This is a genomic window from Duganella paludis (assembly GCF_054461335.1).
Genome location: NZ_CM136922.1, coordinates 6,144,708 through 6,161,786, shown reverse-complemented (window position 1 = coordinate 6,161,786; position 17,079 = coordinate 6,144,708). Strand labels below are relative to the sequence as shown.

At 62.8% G+C, this 17,079-nt stretch carries 15 protein-coding genes; 9 read left to right on the top strand and 6 right to left on the bottom strand.

Annotation, left to right across the window (positions count from 1 at the left end; all coding sequences use genetic code 11):
- Positions 1–163 precede the first annotated feature (163 nt).
- Positions 164–1,609: a SulP family inorganic anion transporter gene (locus ACXZ1M_RS27185; RefSeq protein ID WP_459050712.1), complete on the bottom strand. Its 1,446-nt coding sequence runs from the start codon at positions 1,607–1,609 to the stop codon at positions 164–166.
- Between the two features lie 169 nt (positions 1,610–1,778).
- Here ACXZ1M_RS27185 and ACXZ1M_RS27180 point away from each other — a divergent pair, with 169 nt between their 5' ends.
- Positions 1,779–2,006 carry a hypothetical protein gene (locus tag ACXZ1M_RS27180; RefSeq protein ID WP_459050711.1) on the top strand — a complete coding sequence of 76 codons (228 nt, stop codon included), beginning with the start codon at positions 1,779–1,781 and terminating at the stop codon, positions 2,004–2,006.
- On the opposite strand, the gene ACXZ1M_RS27175 is transcribed toward ACXZ1M_RS27180, so the two are convergent.
- Positions 2,007–2,756 (bottom strand): Crp/Fnr family transcriptional regulator, encoded by a 750-nt coding sequence (locus ACXZ1M_RS27175; protein WP_459050710.1) that lies wholly within the window; start codon positions 2,754–2,756, stop codon positions 2,007–2,009.
- 136 nt (positions 2,757–2,892) lie between these two features.
- Entirely contained in the window at positions 2,893–4,944 is a 2,052-nt protein-coding gene (locus ACXZ1M_RS27170; protein WP_459050709.1) for a TonB-dependent receptor family protein, read from the bottom strand.
- Between the two features lie 102 nt (positions 4,945–5,046).
- On the opposite strand from ACXZ1M_RS27170, the gene ACXZ1M_RS27165 reads away from it, so the two are divergent.
- From ACXZ1M_RS27165 to ACXZ1M_RS27140, 6 genes are all read left to right on the top strand, one after another.
- Positions 5,047–5,406: a DUF2946 domain-containing protein gene (locus ACXZ1M_RS27165; RefSeq protein WP_459050708.1), complete on the top strand. Its 360-nt coding sequence runs from the start codon at positions 5,047–5,049 to the stop codon at positions 5,404–5,406.
- A 68-nt stretch (positions 5,407–5,474) separates the two neighbouring features.
- A complete protein-coding gene (locus ACXZ1M_RS27160) occupies positions 5,475–7,736 on the top strand; it encodes a TonB-dependent receptor (protein ID WP_459050707.1) in 2,262 nt (753 codons plus the stop codon).
- Between the two features lie 105 nt (positions 7,737–7,841).
- Positions 7,842–9,023, top strand: coding sequence for an NO-inducible flavohemoprotein (gene hmpA, locus ACXZ1M_RS27155; protein WP_459050706.1), 1,182 nt, complete (start codon positions 7,842–7,844; stop codon positions 9,021–9,023).
- Positions 9,024–9,118: 95 nt separating this feature from the next.
- A complete protein-coding gene (locus ACXZ1M_RS27150; RefSeq protein ID WP_459050705.1) occupies positions 9,119–10,105 on the top strand; it encodes an aliphatic sulfonate ABC transporter substrate-binding protein in 987 nt (328 codons plus the stop codon).
- A gap of 11 nt (positions 10,106–10,116) precedes the next feature.
- On the top strand, positions 10,117–11,061 hold the full coding sequence (locus tag ACXZ1M_RS27145; RefSeq protein WP_459050704.1) for an ABC transporter permease: 945 nt from the start codon (positions 10,117–10,119) through the stop codon (positions 11,059–11,061).
- Positions 11,062–11,067: 6 nt separating this feature from the next.
- Positions 11,068–11,778 carry an ABC transporter ATP-binding protein gene (locus ACXZ1M_RS27140; protein WP_459050703.1) on the top strand — a complete coding sequence of 237 codons (711 nt, stop codon included), beginning with the start codon at positions 11,068–11,070 and terminating at the stop codon, positions 11,776–11,778.
- Positions 11,779–11,787: 9 nt separating this feature from the next.
- Here ACXZ1M_RS27140 and ACXZ1M_RS27135 read toward each other — a convergent pair whose 3' ends face one another.
- Both ACXZ1M_RS27135 and ACXZ1M_RS27130 read right to left on the bottom strand, forming a co-directional pair.
- On the bottom strand, positions 11,788–13,767 hold the full coding sequence (locus tag ACXZ1M_RS27135; protein WP_459050702.1) for a TonB-dependent receptor: 1,980 nt from the start codon (positions 13,765–13,767) through the stop codon (positions 11,788–11,790).
- Positions 13,768–13,864: 97 nt separating this feature from the next.
- Positions 13,865–14,206 carry a hypothetical protein gene (locus tag ACXZ1M_RS27130; protein WP_459050701.1) on the bottom strand — a complete coding sequence of 114 codons (342 nt, stop codon included), beginning with the start codon at positions 14,204–14,206 and terminating at the stop codon, positions 13,865–13,867.
- Positions 14,207–14,274: 68 nt separating this feature from the next.
- On the opposite strand from ACXZ1M_RS27130, the gene ACXZ1M_RS27125 reads away from it, so the two are divergent.
- Positions 14,275–15,417, top strand: coding sequence for an esterase-like activity of phytase family protein (locus ACXZ1M_RS27125; RefSeq protein WP_459050700.1), 1,143 nt, complete (start codon positions 14,275–14,277; stop codon positions 15,415–15,417).
- On the opposite strand, the gene ACXZ1M_RS27120 is transcribed toward ACXZ1M_RS27125, so the two are convergent.
- Positions 15,322–16,650, bottom strand: coding sequence for a RecQ family ATP-dependent DNA helicase (locus ACXZ1M_RS27120; RefSeq protein WP_459050699.1), 1,329 nt, complete (start codon positions 16,648–16,650; stop codon positions 15,322–15,324). The two genes, ACXZ1M_RS27125 and ACXZ1M_RS27120, sit on opposite strands and share 96 nt — an antisense overlap.
- A gap of 91 nt (positions 16,651–16,741) precedes the next feature.
- Here ACXZ1M_RS27120 and ACXZ1M_RS27115 point away from each other — a divergent pair, with 91 nt between their 5' ends.
- Positions 16,742–17,074, top strand: a complete 333-nt coding sequence (locus tag ACXZ1M_RS27115) for a PilZ domain-containing protein (protein WP_459050698.1) — start codon at positions 16,742–16,744, stop codon at positions 17,072–17,074.
- Positions 17,075–17,079: the final 5 nt, after the last annotated feature.

Below are 17,079 nucleotides of genomic sequence, written 5' to 3'. Positions count from 1 at the left end.
AAAGGCCGGGCGTAAGATCGGTTTACGCTCAAGCTTTTGGAGGCGCCTCATGCACACGCTGGCCCAGCCCGATTGGGAATCTGGGCATTGGAAACGCTGATGCTGCTAGACAGTTTCCCGACCAACAATCCTTATACGGTCGATCAGATACCCGATCAGGATTTCATACCGTAGCCATCACGCCCGAGCGTTGCAGCAGCGTTGCGCAGCGTTTGGACAGGTGCTGCACTTGCAGCACCTTGCCGGCCCTGGCGTAGCGTTCGCTCAACGTGGCGACCGCCACCACGGCGGAATGATCCGCAAGGCGCATGTGGCGGCAATCGAGCACCACCTGTTGCGGATCGCCCTGCGGATCGAACAGATCGTTGAACCGGGCGATGGAAGCGAAGAACAGCGTACCGTGCGTCGTGTAGATCTTGGCGTCTTCCACCGTCGCCACGTCCGCGCGGATCTCGCGTGCATGGCGCCAGGCGAAGCTCAGCGCCGCCATCACGATGCCGCACAGTACCGCCGTCGCCAAGTCGGTCGCCACCGTAATCGCCGTCACCGCGACGATCAGCAAGGCGTCATGACGCGGCACCTTGCCCAGCACCTGCAAGGAACTCCAGGCAAAGGTCTGCTGCGCCACCACGAACATCACACCCACCAGCGCCGCCAGCGGAATGCGTTCGATCAGCGGCGACAAAAACAGTATAAACAGTAATATCATTATCCCGCTGACCGCACCCGAAACGCGCGTGCGGCCACCGGAACTCAGGTTGATCATGGTCTGTCCGATCATCGCGCAACCGCCCATGCCACCGAACAGGCCGGAAGTCACGTTGGCCACGCCCAGCGCCACGCACTCGCGATTCGGCACGCCGCGCGTTTCGGTGATTTCATCGGTGAGATTAAAGGTCAGCAGCGTTTCCAGCAGGCCGACCACCGCCATCAGCGCGGCGTAGGGGAAAATGATGTGCAAGGTTTCCAGCGTCATCGGCACTTCGGGCAAGGCAAACACCGGCAGGCCGCCGGCGATGCGCGCCATGTCGCCCAGCGTGTGCACCGGCAGATGCAGCGCCTCCGACACCAGGCCGACGCCGACGATGGCCACCAGCGCCGGCGGCAGCGCCTTGGTCAGGCGCGGCAGCAGATAGACGATGGCCATGGTCAGCAGCACCAGGCCGCACATCCAGACCAGTGCGGTCCCCTGCAGCCAGGCGCCATTCAGCTTGAAATGCTGGAGTTGGGACCAGGCGATCACGATCGCCAGCCCGTTGACGAAACCGAGCATCACCGGATGCGGCACCATGCTGACCAGTTTACCGAGCCGCAACACGCCAAATAACAGCATGATCAGCCCGCTGAGCACCACCGTCGCCAGGAAATACTGCAGGCCGTGCTGGGCCACCAGGGCCACGATCACCACCGCCATCGACCCGGCCGCGCCGGAAATCATGCCGGGACGGCCGCCAAAAATGGCGGTCAGCGTGCAGATGAAGAACGCGCCATACAGGCCGGTCAGCGGATTCAGGTGCGCCACCAGCGCAAAAGCGATGCATTCGGGGACCAGCGCAAACGACGTGGTCAGGCCAGCCAATGCGTTTTTAGAAAATTGGGAACACCACATGTAGGGAAAAGTCCGGCAAGAAACGGTGCAAAAATGCAACAGCGCGTCTATTTTACACGGCTGAGTTCGAATTCTCGTCGTTATGGGTGAACTGGCGCACATTCAGGAGCGGGGTCTGGCGGCACAATGGCACTGCCTTATCGATCAACCCATCCAGTCAAACTACGCCATGACTACCTTGATATCCGCCAGCTACGCCCTGCAACGTCAGAAAATCGCCGTGGAAAGAACGCTGTACGCGCGTTCGGCCGAAGAATCCGAACTGGCGGCCCGCTGGGCCAGCGCCTGGCACAAGCTGGTGCAGCGCAAGCTGGATCAAGACCTGGCTGCCCGCCACCCTGCGCCACCGGCGTTTGGGGGCTTCCTGATTCAGCCGCCCTCCCGCGTTCTGCATTAATTACGCTGCGTAGCGTGCCTGGGCCGGAGCCGAATTGTTCACGCGGCCTTGGTAGCAGCTGCCTGCGCGACGTTCCATGCCATCGCGGTCCAGCACCGTCACACAACCGCGGCGATAGGCAATCAAACCTTCCTGAGACAGCTTGCCGGCCGCGCCGGTGATGCTTTCACGACGCACGCCCAGCATATTGGCGATCATTTCCTGCGTCACTTTCAATTCGTTGGACAGGGAACGGTCCAGGCGTTCCAGCAGCCAGCGGCAAAGTTTCTGCTCGATGCTGGTATGACGGCTGCCGGCCACGCTTTGCGCCAGTTGGGCGAACATCATGCTGGTGTAGCGCATCAGCTGTTGAGCCAGAGGGCCGCCGGTGTAGAACACTTCACGCAGCACCGAGGTTTTCAGGCGATAGCCATAACCGGCGGTCTGCACCACGGCGGCGTAGCTGGCGCGCTCGGTTGGATGCAGGGCCACGCCAACCACACCTTCGCGACCGACAACGGCGATCTCGGTCGTGGCGCCGTCTTCCATTACATACTGGAGGGAGATGATGGCGTTGGTGGGGAAGTAGGTGTACTCGACAGTGTCACCGTAGTCAAACAGATGCTTCCCTTCGGGCAGCGTCACCAGATCCAGATTGCTGAACAGGGCCAGCAGGTCATCACGGGAAAGAGCACGCAGCAAATCGTTCTGCTGGGCGCCAATCAGGCTGATGGACTGGGAAGCGGCTGGGGAAGTGTGCATAGCGTTCATGGTTTGCCTCGGTAAGTGTCTGTCTAGTTGATGTAGACACTATATCGAGGCAGCCATTTCAGCGGTATAGGACCACCCTGTAGTCCTATGTAGGCTACGAACATTGCAAAATGTCATCTTAGTCCTACGTCCCCCCTTAGTAGGAGACGCGGAGTTGCAGGTAGGCGGTACGGGGCGCGGCGGCCATGCGGCCGGCGTTGCCGTCGACGTTGCGGGTGTAGTAGCGCTTGTCGGCGATGTTGTTGACGCCTGCCGACACTTCATAGGCCGCTTGCTTCCAGGACAGTTGCGCGTTCCAGACGCGGAAGCCTGGCACCACGCCGGTGCCGCCGTTGGCTGTTTCCGCTACGGTGTTGGCCGTGTCGGAATACTGTTTGGTCTGGTGCGTGCTCGATACATTGGCCGTCCACGCGCCCACGCGGTAGCGCGCGCCGATGGTGTCGGTGTGGCGCGCGTAGAACGGCACGTCCAGCCCCGCCGTCGCGCCCGACTCCTGGATCGCCTTGGTGTAGGTGTAGTTGACATAGAGGTTCAGCCCCCCCAGCGCGCTCGCTTCGTCGAAGCTATAGTCGGCGGCGGTTTCGATGCCCTCGTGGCTGGTGGCGCCGATGTTGCGGAAGGTCGCCGGCGTGATGCCCGGCACTTGTACAATCTGGTTGTCGAACTTGAGCTTGAACAGCGTCGCTTCCGCGCTGACCGCGCCGGTTTTCCAGCGCGCGCCCAGTTCGGCCGTTTTCGCCTCTTCCGGCTTGAGCGGATTGTCCGGCGTTTGCGAGTTCAGCTGCGTGTTCTGCACCGAGCCGAACGAAGTGGTGTAGTTGGCGAACACCGTCAGCGCCGGATTCACCATGTAGGCCACGTTCAGCGATGGCAGCGCCTTGTTGTTGTCGGTCTCGAAGTGCGATTTGGCGGCGAGGTCGTCGCGCGTCGACGAGATTTTCTCGTAACGCACACCCGGCGTGATGCGCCATGCACCCAAGGCGATGCGGTCGTCGATGTAGACCGAGTGCGCGTCGGTGCTGTTGATGAAGGTGGTGGTGACGCCATTGGCGCCGCTCGCCACGGTCTGGAGGTAGCTGTTGTCGTCGCCGCGCTCACGCAGGTAGCGATAGCCCGCCGTGACGTCGTGCGTCAGCCCGCCCACGCTGAAACGCTGCGTGTAGCGCGGTTCAATGCCGGTGACGCGGTAGTTGCGCGGCTGCCAGGTGACTTGGGTCTTGGCCGCGTTGATCAGCGCGCTCTGGCGGAAGCTCTCGTTGTAGTAAGCCTTGATCTCGAATTCCTGCGTGACCGAGATGGTGTTTAGGTAGCCGAGGTCGACGCCCTTGCGGTCGCCGCTCCAGAAGTCGCTCGGCCGGGTGTTCTGATACGGGTCGGCGTTGTATTGCGCCACCGTCAGTCCTCCCGGCGTGCGCGATGTGACGTCGTAGTAGCTGACCTTGCCGTACACCTCGCTGCTGGCGGTGAGCGGATAGCGGAATTTCACGGCCACGTCGTTGACCTTTTCATCGCTGCCTGCGCGCCATTCCGATCCTTCCATGCCCGAGTACATCAACGCCACGCCCAGGCCGTTGCTGGCCGTGCCGCCGACAAAGGCGCTGTACTGGCGGTTGCTGCCGCCTTCGCCGAAGTCGTTGTAGCGCACGGTCGCATCGCCGCTCACGCCCTCGCCTTGCGGGATCGTGCGGCTGCGGAAGTTGATGATGCCGCCGACGTTCTGCGGGCCGTAGCGCACCGCGCCGCCGCCGCGCACCACGTCGATCGATTCGATGTTGTTCAGGCTGACCGGCGCGAACGACAGCTGCGGCTGGCCGTACGGCGCCACCGCCAGCGGAATGCCATCCAGCAGCACGGTCGAACGCGGCGAATAGCGTCCGGTCAGGCCGCGCACGCCAATGTTCAGCGAAATGGCGCTGCCGGCCGTGCCCGAATTGTCGGACGATTGCACGCCCGGAATCCGGCGCAGCACGTCGCCGATATTGGCCGCGCCGCTTTCGGCGATGTCTTCCTTGTCCACCACCGTGCGCGCGCCGGCAAAATTCTTGACGCTGTTTTGCAGCCCGGAGCCCAGCCAGCTGCCGGATACCTGGATCGTTTCCATCGGCGCATCATCGGTTTGGGCCTGCGCGGCGGACGCGAAAAGTACGGAAACGGCGGCAGCCAGGGCGGTGAGTTTAAATTCAGACATATGAATAAAGCTTGTTATTTGGAACGACATTAATGATAACACTTCTCATTCTCATTTTCCAAGCCCTGGCATCGAAATCCATGCTTGCCTTATAATTGATGAATGCTTAAGAATCTCAAACGTCAAACGCTGCATTTATGGATCGCCATGCTGGCCGTCATGTTTGCCGCGCTGGCGCCAACGGTGTCGCACGCGCTGGCCGCGTCCACGCCCGCCGCGCTGACGGAGATGTGCACGGCCGACGGCTTCACCAAGAAAACGCCGGACAGCATCATGCACGGCATGGAGCATTGCCCGTATTGCGCCACCCACGGCGGTTCGCCGGCGCTGCCGCCGCACACGCTGGCCGGTTTCGCCGTCATCGGCGGCCACGATTTCTATCCTCCTCTGTTCTACGCGGCGCCGCAGCCGCTGCACACCTGGCGTGCCGCCAGCCCGCGCGGGCCGCCCGCTATTTCCTGATCGTTGGCTCTTCATCCGTTGTCCCTGTATCGGGGACGGCGGCCATCTATCGCATCATCAGGAATACCATGAAAACCTCCATGTCTCCATTGGCATTGGCGCTGCTTGCCGCCTTTGCCTCGGCCCATGCCGAAGAACCTCAGCTGCATCAGCTGGGCACCGTCACCATCACCGGCAACCGCCCTACTTCGCTGCCGACGCAGATCCCCACCACCATCGAAGGCATCACCAAGGCCGATATCGAGCGCGATATCAACGCCACCGACGCCGAGGACGCGCTGAAATACCTGCCCAGCCTCCTGGTGCGCAAGCGCTATATCGGCGACTACAATCACGCGGTGCTGTCCACCCGCGCCTCGGGCACGGGCAACAGCGCGCGCTCGATGGTCTATGCCGATGGCATCCTGCTGTCCAACTACCTGGGCAACGGCGCCACCTTCGCGCCGCGCTGGGGCATGGTCTCGCCGGAAGAAATCGAACGGGTCGATGTGCTGTATGGGCCGTTTTCCGCAGCCTACGGCGGCAACTCGGTCGGCGCGGTGGTCGACTACGTCACCCGCATGCCGACGCAGTTCGAGGCGCACGCCAAGCTGACCCTCACGCACCAAGCCTTCAAGCTGTATCGCACCGATGACAAATACGAGGGTCGGCAAGGCAGCTTCGCACTGGGCGACCGTCACGGCGCATGGTCCTGGTTTGTGGATGTGAGCCGCACCGACAGCGAAGGCCAGCCGCTCACCTTCCCTACCCGTTTGATCAGCGCGGCCATCGCCGGCAATGCCGGCACGCCGGTGAGCGGCGCGGTGGCCGGCGTCGATCGCAACAACAACCCTTGGTATCTGCTTGGCGCGGGCACCCAGTACCACACGGTGCAGGACCAGATCAAAGCCAAGCTGGCGTATGACTTTTCGCCGACGATGCGCGCCACCTATACCTTCGGCCTGTGGCGCAATGAGTCCGAGGGCCGTCCCGCCACCTATCTGCGCGATGCGGCCGGACAGCCGGTCTACAGCGGCGCGATCAACATCGATGGCCGCAGTTACACGCTGGGCCAGACCGATTTCAACCTGTCGAACGAAGACCTGCAGCACATCATGCACGGCCTGACCTTGAAGACCAACACCAAGGGCGCCTTCGACTGGGAGTTGGCGGCCAGCGTGTACGACTACGACAAGGACCAGCTGCGCGCCGCGACCGTCGCACTGCCGGCGGCGCTTAACGGCGGCAAGGGACGCCTGGTGAACCAGGGCGGCACCGGCTGGAATACCTTGTCCGCAAAAGGCGTCTGGCGGCCGGACGCTGCGCACATAGCGGAATTCGGCTATCAGCGCGAGGCATATAAACTAAGCAGCGCCGAAACGCCAACCAGCGACTGGATCAACGGCACGCCGGTCGGCGACCCGACCTCGCGCTTCGCCGGCAAGACCGAGACCAACAGCCTGTATGCGCAGGACACATGGAAGTTCGCGCCGCAGTGGAAGACCGTGCTGGGCGCACGCTTCGAGCACTGGCACGCGCACGATGGCTACACCGTCACAGCTTCGAAGGGAGCGCCGCACGCCGAGCGCAGCGAGAACTACGTCTCGCCGAAGGCGGCGCTGGCGTATCAGGCCAGCGAGGACTGGGTGCTGAAAGCGTCGCTGGGCCGCGCCGTGCGCATGCCGACAGTGTCCGAGTTGTATCAGGGCGGCGTCAATGCCTCCGGCCAGTTGGCCAACAACGATCCTAACCTGAAGCCGGAAAGATCATGGACCACGGAGCTGAGCGGCGAACGCAAACTGGCCGACGGCTACCTGCGCCTGACCGCCTTCGGCGAACGCACCAGCGACGCGCTGTATTCGCAGACCAATGTGCTGGTGCTGCCGATGGTGACCAATATCCAGAACGTGGACCTGATCCGCACCAAGGGCCTGGAAGTCTCGTATGCGGCCAAGGTGTTCGGCCTGGACCTGAGCTCCAGCGTGACGTGGACCGACTCGAAGATCATCCGCAACGACAAGGCGCCGGCCAGCGTCGGAAAATGGCAGCCGCGCATACCGAAGTGGCGCGCAAGCGGCGTCGCCAGCTATGCGGTCAACGATCAGCTTTCGGTGACGCTGGCGGCCCGCTACAGCGGCAAGCAGTTCACGACGTTGGACAATTCCGACATCAACGGTTTCGCCTACCAGGGCTCCAGCAAATACTTCACGGCCGATGCACGCCTGCGCTATCGCTTCAACCAGCAATGGAGCATGGCGCTGGGCGTCGATAACCTGAACAACTACCAATACTGGAACTTCCATCCCTACCCGCAGCGCACCTACGTCGCGGAACTGAAATTCGATTTATAAGCTAGTCGGCTGCGCCGCCAAAATTTTGGCGGCGCCTCGTGCACGCCTAAACATTCATATGATATACTTCTTTACGTCGAAACTTCATAGAAACCGAGATCCATCATGCTGAGCACCGAACACAAAGCCATCATCACCGCCACCGTGCCGATTCTGGAACAAGGCGGCGAAGCCCTGACCCGCCACTTCTACAAATCGCTGTTCCGCGACCATCCGGAAGTGAAGCCGCTGTTCAACCAGGCCAACCAGACCGAAGGCACGCAGCAGCGCGCCCTGGCCAATGCAGTGCTCATGTATGCAAAGAATATCGAGAAGCTGGAGAAGCTTGGCCCGCTGGTCAACACCATCATCAACAAGCACGTGTCGCTGCAGATCCAGCCGGAGCATTACCCTATCGTCGGCGGCGCGCTGCTGAAGGCGATCCGCGAAGTACTGGGCGAGGAAGTGGCCACCGACGCCGTGATCGAAGCCTGGGGCGCGGCCTACGGCCAGCTGGCGCAGATCCTGATCGGCGCTGAGGAAAACATTTATCAGGCAAACGAGCAGGCCGAAGGCGGCTGGCGCGGCGGCCGCGAATTCAAAGTCTCCTTGAAGACGCCGGAAAGCGACGAGATCACTTCGTTCGTGCTGGAGCCGGCCGACGGCGGCAAGGTCGCGGCACACAAGCCTGGCCAATACATCGGCGTCAACGTCGATGTGAACGGCAATCCGCAGCGCCGCCAGTACTCGTTGTCGGCCGCCGCCAATGGGCTAAGCTACCGCATCAGCGTGAAGCGCGAAGCCGGCGGCCTGGTGTCGAACTACCTGCACGACCAGGTCAACGTCGGCGACAGCATCGAGCTGTTCCCGCCATCGGGCGACTTCGTGCTGGCCGACAGCGACAAGCCGCTGGTGCTGATCAGCGGCGGTGTGGGCATCACGCCTACCCTGGCCATGCTGACGGCGGCGCTGACCAGCAACCGTCCGGTGCACTTCATCCACGCCGCGCGCCACGCCGGTGTGCACGCCTTCCGCGATCACATCGACGCGCTGGCCGTGAAGCACCCGCAGCTGCAGCGATTCTACTGCTACGAAGTGGCCGACGCCGAAGCGCCGCAACCGCATGCCACCGGCTATCTGAATCCGGAGCAGTTGGCCAAGTGGATGCCGGTAACGCGCGACGTGGAAGCTTACTTCCTCGGTCCGACGCCGTTCATGAAGGCCGTCAAGTCGCATCTGGTGGAGTTGGGCGTGCCATCGTCGCAGACCTACTACGAGTTCTTCGGTCCTGCCGAAGCACTGGCTTGATGCGGTTTTCAACTATGTAAAGCAGGATTTATTCGTGTACCTCGGTGGGCGTCGATGCAATACTTTATGCATCAATGCCTCACTCCAAGGAAAACATGAAGCGCAGAACCCTGTTGAAACTGGCGGCCGGTAGCGCCGCCGTTGCCGGCTTTTCTCCCGTATCGCTGGTGGTCGCGGCTCCGCTCAAGGAGCTGCGCCTCGACTACGCCTACTACTCGCCCGCCAGCCTGGTGCTGCGTCGCTTCGGCTGGCTCGAAGAGGATTTCAAGGCCGACGGCGTGCAGATACGCTGGGTGCTGAGCGCGGGCAGCAATCGCGCGCTGGAATACCTGAACGCGAACAGTATCGATATCGGCTCCTCGGCCGGTCTGGCTGCGCTGCTGGCCAAGGCCAACGGCAATCCTATCAAGACTCCCTATATATTCTCGCGTCCGGAATGGACCGCGCTGGTGGTGCGCAAGGATTCCAATATCCACACGCTGGCCGATTTAAAGGGCAAGAAGGTCGCGGCTACCAAGGGCACCGATCCATATCTGTTCCTGCTGCGGTCCCTGAAGACCGCCGGCTTGAAACGCAGCGATATCGAGCATGTCAGCTTGCAGCATGCGGACGGTCGCGCGGCGCTGGAACAAGGCAAGGTGGATGCGTGGGCGGGCCTCGATCCGCACATGGCCGCCAGCGAATTGGAAAGCGGCTCGAAGCTGATCTACCGGAACGTCGCGTTCAATACCTACGGTTTCCTGAACGTGCGCGAGGACTTCCTGGCGACGCGGCCGGCCGAGGTGGCGCGCGTGATCAAAGCGTATGAGAAAGCACGCGCATGGATACGCGCCAATCCGAGCGAGGCGGCCAAGATTTTGTCTGAAGAGGCCAAGGTGTCGTTGTCGGTGGCGCTGCTGCAGGTGAAGCTGCGCAGTGACTTCAGCAATCCGCAGCCGGGCAGCGAGCATGTGCAGGCCTTGCAGGTGGCCGCGCCGATTCTGAAAGATGAAGCGCTGGTCAAGGCGGACGTGGACCTCGGTCGCGCGATCTCGGAGCTGGTGGATACCCGCTTCGCGCAACCGTACATCACGCGCGGCTAGGAGCGGCGGGCATGAGCAGCCAACTTGCAGCTCGCGTCGATGCGCCCTCCGCCGCCGATGCGGCGGAACTGGCGCACGCGGCCAGCGCCGCACAAGCTAAGCTGGTCTCGGCGCTGCGCCGCAAGCGTGCCGATGCCAACGCCGACGCGGACGCCAAGGCGGCTCCGCACGGCGGCGCCGGCCCCGGCACAAAGAACGGTCAGCGCGCGCGTCGGCTCTTGCTTGCCTTGCTGCTGCCCGTGACGGCGCTGCTGGCGATTGAATTTTCCGTGCGTGGCGGCCTGATTCCCGCGCACATGCTGCCGCCGCCGACGCAAATCATTGAAACGCTGCGCGACCTTGGCGCACAAGGACTACTGGGACATATCGGCGCCAGCACGCTGCGCGTGGCCGCTGGTTTCGCCAGCGGCGCTTTGCTGGCAATTGTGCTGGGCGCCGCCGTCGGCCTTAGCCGCCACGCCGAAGCCATCCTCGACCCCACCTTCCAGGCGCTGCGCGCGATTCCCTCGCTGGCGTGGGTGCCGCTGCTGCTGCTCTGGCTCGGCATCGACGAAGCGCCAAAGATCGTATTGATCGCCATCGGCGCCTTCTTCCCCATCTACATGGGCGTGGCCTCCGGCATACGCGGCGTGGACCGCAAGCTGATCGAAGTCGCACGGCTATATCAACTATCGAATATCGCACTGACCCGGCGCGTGCTGCTGCCGGCCGCGTTGCCGGCCATTCTGACCGGCTTGCGCAACGGCCTCAGTCTGGCGTGGATGTTCATGGTGGCGGCCGAATTAATCGCCGCCAGCAAGGGTCTCGGCTACTTACTTTCGGACGGCCGCGAAACCAGTCGCGCCGACATCGTCCTCGCGGCCATCGCGCTGCTGGCCATCCTCGGCAAAATCAGCGACACGCTGATGGCCGTCATTGAAAAACGCAGCCTGGCATGGCGCGACAGCTATGCATAACCCATCATGACCATCGCACTCGACATCCACGTTAAAGAAAAGCGCTACGGCGCGCGCACCGTCCTGAGGGACGTCGGTCTGCGCTTGCAGGAAGGCGAAATCGTCAGCCTGATCGGCGCCAGCGGCTGCGGCAAAAGCAGCTTGTTGGCCATCGCCTCGGGACTGGACCGCCATTTCAGCGGCGAAGTGAAACTGGGCGGAACCGTCTTGCACGGCGTGAGCGGCGACATCGGCTTCATCTTCCAGGAGCCGCGCCTGTTCCCGTGGCTGACAGTGGCGCAGAACGTCGCCTTCAACGGCGGCGACAACGCGCAGAACGCACAACGGCTGGTCACACGCCTGCTCTCCGAAGTCGGCCTGCACGAACATGCCGACGCACTGCCCAAACAACTCTCCGGCGGACAAGCGCAACGCGCCGCCATTGCGCGTGGCCTGTTCACGCAGCCGCGCGTGCTGCTGCTGGACGAACCCTTCTCCGCCGTCGACGCCTTCACCCGCATGAAGCTACAGGACCTACTGCTGAAGGTCGCCCATGAACACAAGCTCACGGTGCTGCTGGTAACGCACGACATCGACGAAGCGCTCTACCTGAGCGACCGCGTGGTCTTGCTGGACGGCGGCCTGACCGAGTTCCATCCCGGCCCGGCACCGCGCAAGCGCGGCGACACCGACGCCGCCCATCTGAAGGCCGCCATCCTCGACAGCCTTCACGTCTGACAAACTTCTTTAGAACTTCGCGCGCACGCCGAACACCACGTTACGGCCCGGCAGCGGCGAGATATCCTTCAGCACCGAAGTCGATACGCGGATCTCGTCGTTGGTCAGGTTCTTGGCCAGCAGGAACCAGGTCAGATCGTAATTGCCCAATTTCTGCGTGTACGAGACGTTGGCGTTGACCTGGTTGTAGCTCGGCGTGTCACTGGTTTCGAACGAAGCCAGACGGTCCTGCGCCTGCGCGTGCACCAGCGACAGGCCGGCACGCCAGTCACCCATCTTGTACGCGGTGCTGATGCCGACGCGCGTGGCCGGTTGCAGCGGCAGGCTGCCGCCGCGATCCAGCTTGCCATGCGAGGTGTCGGCGAACAGGCGGCCGGACCAGCCGGAGCCGGTCGGGTTGTATTCCAGCTCCGCTTCCGCGCCCTGCACCGTGGCGTCGGCCTGTTCGAAGATGCGCTCGCGCAGTTCGTCACCCGGATTGCCCTCTGCATCGAGCAGGTTGCCGGTGATATGGCCGTAGATGAAGTCACTCACCTTGTTGCGGAAGACGTTGGCCTTCCAGCGCACCAGGCCCATGGTCTTCTGGACGTTGACTTCGATGTTACGCGAGGTCTCCTTCTTGAAATCGGCGTTGCCGATGTCGAAGGTCACGGTGGCGTCGTGCGGGCCGCTCGAATACAGCTCCTCGGTCGACGGCGCGCGCTGCGCATAGGACAAGGTCGCGCCCAGCGCATAACCGTGCACGAACGGCCACATGCCGCCCACCGACGCCGATTGCAGGTTGAACGAACGGTCCACTCCCGTCACCGGCTCGCGTTTGACGCGCTCCACGCGACCGCCGGCGTTGAACTTGACCGGGCCGAAGTCGGTTTCCTCGACCAGGAAAGCAGCGTTGGAAGTGGAACGGGTGACCGGCACGGTGTCCGGACCGCCCTCCGCGCTCAGTGCCGAGAAGTTGGTGTTCTCAGTCTGCACGCCGAAGGTGCCGTGCCAGCCGGCCACCGGCTTGTGCGTCAGTTCGAAGCGCGTTTCCAGCGAGCGGTTCTTGAACTGCACTGCGGGCAGGCCGTCCTCGCCGATTTCGGCGTGCTCGTAGTCGGTGTAGCCGGCCTTGAACTTGAAGGTCTCAAAGCCTTGCAGCGGCGCCTTCACCAGGCTGTCGATGTCGTAGCGGGTCTGCTTCTGGTCGATCTTCGAGCCTTCGTCGCTCGGAATGCCGTACAGATTGCTCAGGTGCGAAACGGAAACGCCAACGAAACCCCAGTTGTCGATGTACGAACCGCCCACGCCGACGCTGCGCGAGCGCGTGTCCGAATGTGGCAGGCGGCCGGAGGCCGAATCGGGATCGTTCAGCACGCGGTTGCCTGGAATCTTGTAGTCGTCGGCATTGCGGAAGTTACCGTCGACGTGCCAGGCCAGATGATCGACCGAACCGTCCAGGGTGCCGGAAGCATTGCGGCCGTTATCGACCGTGCTGCCACGTGCTTCCAGTTGTCCGGTGAGCTTGGGTTCCAGCGCGGTCGGAATACGTTCGTTGACGACGTTGACCAAGCCGCCGATGGCGCCCGAGCCGTACAACAGCGCGGCCGGGCCGCGCAGGATTTCGATCTGCTGCGCTGTGGCGCCTTCGGCCGCCACAGCGTGGTCGTTGGACAGGCCCGAGACGTCGGAGACGGCCATGCCATTCTCCAGCATCTTGACGCGGGCGCCTTCCATGCCGCGAATGATAGGACGCGAAGCGCCGGCGCCAAACGCCGACGCCGATACGCCCAACTCCTGCGAGAGCGTTTCGCCCAGCGAGCTGCCGGATTTGTCGCGCAGCTCATCCCCGGCCAGCACCTTGGCCGGCGCGAGAATCTGGTCGTTGGCGGTGTTGCCAAACGGGTTAGCCGTTACGACAACTTGTGGAACTACGGCGGTCTGGGCGAAGGCCAGCGAAGAATAGGCGGACAGAATGGCGCCGGCCAGCAGCGTGCGTTGGATAGTCATGTAAAACCTCTAGCGATATGGGTGACGAACGCGCACCACGGCCCGAATGCGGGCGCGCGGCGGCGAAAAACTCAAAATTCAGAACGGATTTCGGGTGTCACGCCAGAGGGGGCGCACGGGACTGGAAGACGCAGATGGTCCGCTCGCAAGCGGCCTGCGTGGCCTCGATGGTGATCGGGCCGGTGCTGAGGGTGGAGATGGCCAGCGTGAGCGGCGAACTGGTGATGACGGCGCCCATCTGGGCCACCGACACACACTCCGCGCAAATCTTGTCGACGGCTAGGCGCTTGCGGTGCTCGGCCTGGTCTTCGTCGCTCAGTCGGACATTCTGCTGTTCGACGCCGAGCCAGTGCGTATAGACGTGCGCTACCCCGAGCTGCTGCGTGAAGAGCAGCAGCAATGACAGAAACACATGAACAAGGGGTAGTCGGCGACGCATGGGCCGTATTCTAGCGTGTTAAGATGTGCAAACGCAAACACCTTCGCCGGAACGGTACTCAAGTCCTGATGCAAAAAGCCCTCGTCACCCTCGCCTGCGCGCTGACGCTCAGCGCCTGCGCGCCGTTCACCGCCCGCCCTCCAGTCAATCCAGACCTCACCATCAGCAGCCTGCGCTTCGTCGGCGAACAGCGCCTGCCATGGCGTATGCCGTTCAAGGATACCCAGGTGGGCGGCCTGTCCGGCATCGACTACGACGCCGCCAACGACGAATGGGTCATCATCTCCGACGACCGCTCGCAAATCAATCCTGCCCGCTACTACCGGGCCAAGCTGTCGATCGATGCGCAGTCTATCGCGCCGCTGCAGCTGACCGGCGTGACCACGCTGCTGCAACCGGACGGCCGCGCCTACCCGTCCAAGGATGAATACAAGCGCAGCGGCGGCGTGGTGCCGGACCTGGAAGCGGTGCGCGTCGATCCGCTGGACGGCAGCATCTGGTACGCCAGCGAAGGCGACGTCGAACTGTCGCTGTCGCCGTTCATCCGCCGCGCCGCGCGCGACGGCAGCTACCTCTGGTCGCTGCCGCTGCCGCCGATGTTCACCGTCTCGAAGGAGCACCTCTCCGGGCCGCGCAACAACCAAGGTTTCGAGGGCTTCAGCTTTACGCCGGATGGCCGCAGCCTGTGGGTCTCGCTGGAAGGTCCGATGTATCAGGACGGGCCGGAACCGAGCCCTGAACGCGGCGCGGTCAACCGCATCAGCCATTTCAGCCGCGACGGCAAGCTACTGGGCCAATACGCCTACCCGCTGGAGCGCATCGCCGCCGCGCCGGGCAAAGGCAAGTACGCCGACAACGGCATTTCGGAACTGGTGTGCCTGAGCGACAAGCGTATGCTGGTGATGGAGCGCGCCGGCGTGCAGGCCGACGACGGCAAGTACAAGGACTACGTGCGGATATTCGAAATCGACACCACCGGCGCGACCGACATCCAGCACCTGGTCAGTTTGAAGGACGCCAGCTACCAGCTAGTGAAGAAGCGCCTGGTGCTCGATCTCGGTAGCCTGAACCTGCCCATCGTCGACAACCTGGAAGGCATGTCGCTCGGCCCACGTTTAGCCAACGGCCACGCCAGCCTGGTGCTGATCTCCGACGACAACTTCAGCAAGTCGCAGGTCACCCAGCTGCTGCTGTTCGAAGTCCTCCCCTGAGATGACGGGCGGCGACAGGCAATTGTCGCAACGGCAGCAGCGCTCGAAACCCGGCAGTGGGTCGTCGAAATAATCGAGCAGCAGCTTCCAGCGGCAAAAGCCGCTTTGCGCGTAGCCGATCATGCGTTCCAGCTTCTCGCGGTCGAGTTCATGCTTGTCGTCCGGCGCCTTGCTCTTCATGAGGAAGAATTTTTGCAGGCGCGTGTCGTCGTGGTAGTAGAGCAGCGTGCATTCGGCGTCTTCGCCGTCGCGCCCTGCCCGGCCGGACTCCTGGTAGTAGGCTTCCAGATTGCCCGGCACCTGCAGGTGGATCACGAAGCGGGTGTCGCTCTTGTCGATGCCCATGCCGAAGGCGTTGGTGGCCACCATCACGCGCCGTTCGCCGCTCATGAACAGGTTCTGGTTCTCGCTGCGCTCGGCCGCTTTCAGGCGGCCGTGATAGAGCGTGACGCTTTCGCCGGCATCGAGCAGCATTTGATACGCTTCCTTGGCCGCCTTGACGGTGGCGGCGTACACGATGCCGACGCCTTCCGTCGCTTGGACCAGCTCCAGCATCACCGCGTATTTTTCATCCGGATTGGTCACCTGGCGCACGCGATATTGCAGATTGGATCGGTAGATGCCGGTGTTCACCACGCGCAGCCCAGGACGCGCCAGCTGCTTGCGGATGTCGTCGATTACGTCCTCGGTGGCGGTGGCGGTCAGGGCCAGCACTTGCGGCTGATCCAGCACCGCCAGCGCGGCGCCGATTTCCATGTAGGCCGGACGGAAATCGTGGCCCCACTGCGAGATACAGTGCGCTTCATCGATCACCAGCAGGCCGACGCTGGTTTGCCGCAGCAGTTCCTGGAACTCCGGCATGGCCAGTCGTTCAGGCGTGCAGAAGACGATATCCTTGTCTTCGCTTTCGATGGACTGCAGCGCCTCGCGCTCATCGCTGCGCGACAGGCTGCTGTTGATTTGCGCGGCGCTGGCGATGCCGACCTCCTCCAGCTTTTCCGCCTGGTCCTTCATCAGCGAGATCAACGGTGAGACCACCACCGTCAGGCCTTTACGCAAGCGCGCAGGCACCTGGTAGCACAGCGACTTGCCGCTGCCGGTGGGCATAACGGCCAGGGTATCGCGGCCGGCCAGCACGCTGTCGATGACGCGCCGCTGGCCGTCGCGCAGCGCTTCGATGCCGAACACCTTGCGCAGCAGGCGGTCGACTTGTTTATTGAGTGGTGTAGTCATGCTGCTAACGTATCAAGGAAGATCATGCCCGTATGTACGCCAACACACGGCTCTGTCATACTACGGCTTTTAGCGGCTATCCGAAAAAACGATGGACCCGAGACGAGAGCATGTGCGACGGCTGCTGCAGGTCGACGCCTACATTACCGATATTCATGGCAGGACCACCGCCCCCGCGCAGATCATCGATATCTCGCGCATGGGCGTGGCCTTCGTCAGCGACCACGCGATTACTCCGCACGAACAGTTCGTGCTGAATTTCTGTTTTCCCGGCAGCGCCATCCGCAACGAGATCACACTGACGGTGCTGCACAGCGCCGTCATCGGCACTCACGGCCGCTACCGCAACGGCGCGCGCTTCACCGCCATTTCCGAAGCCTGCGCCGACCGCATTTTCGACTACGTCACCACGGCCCCGGCCTGAGCCTC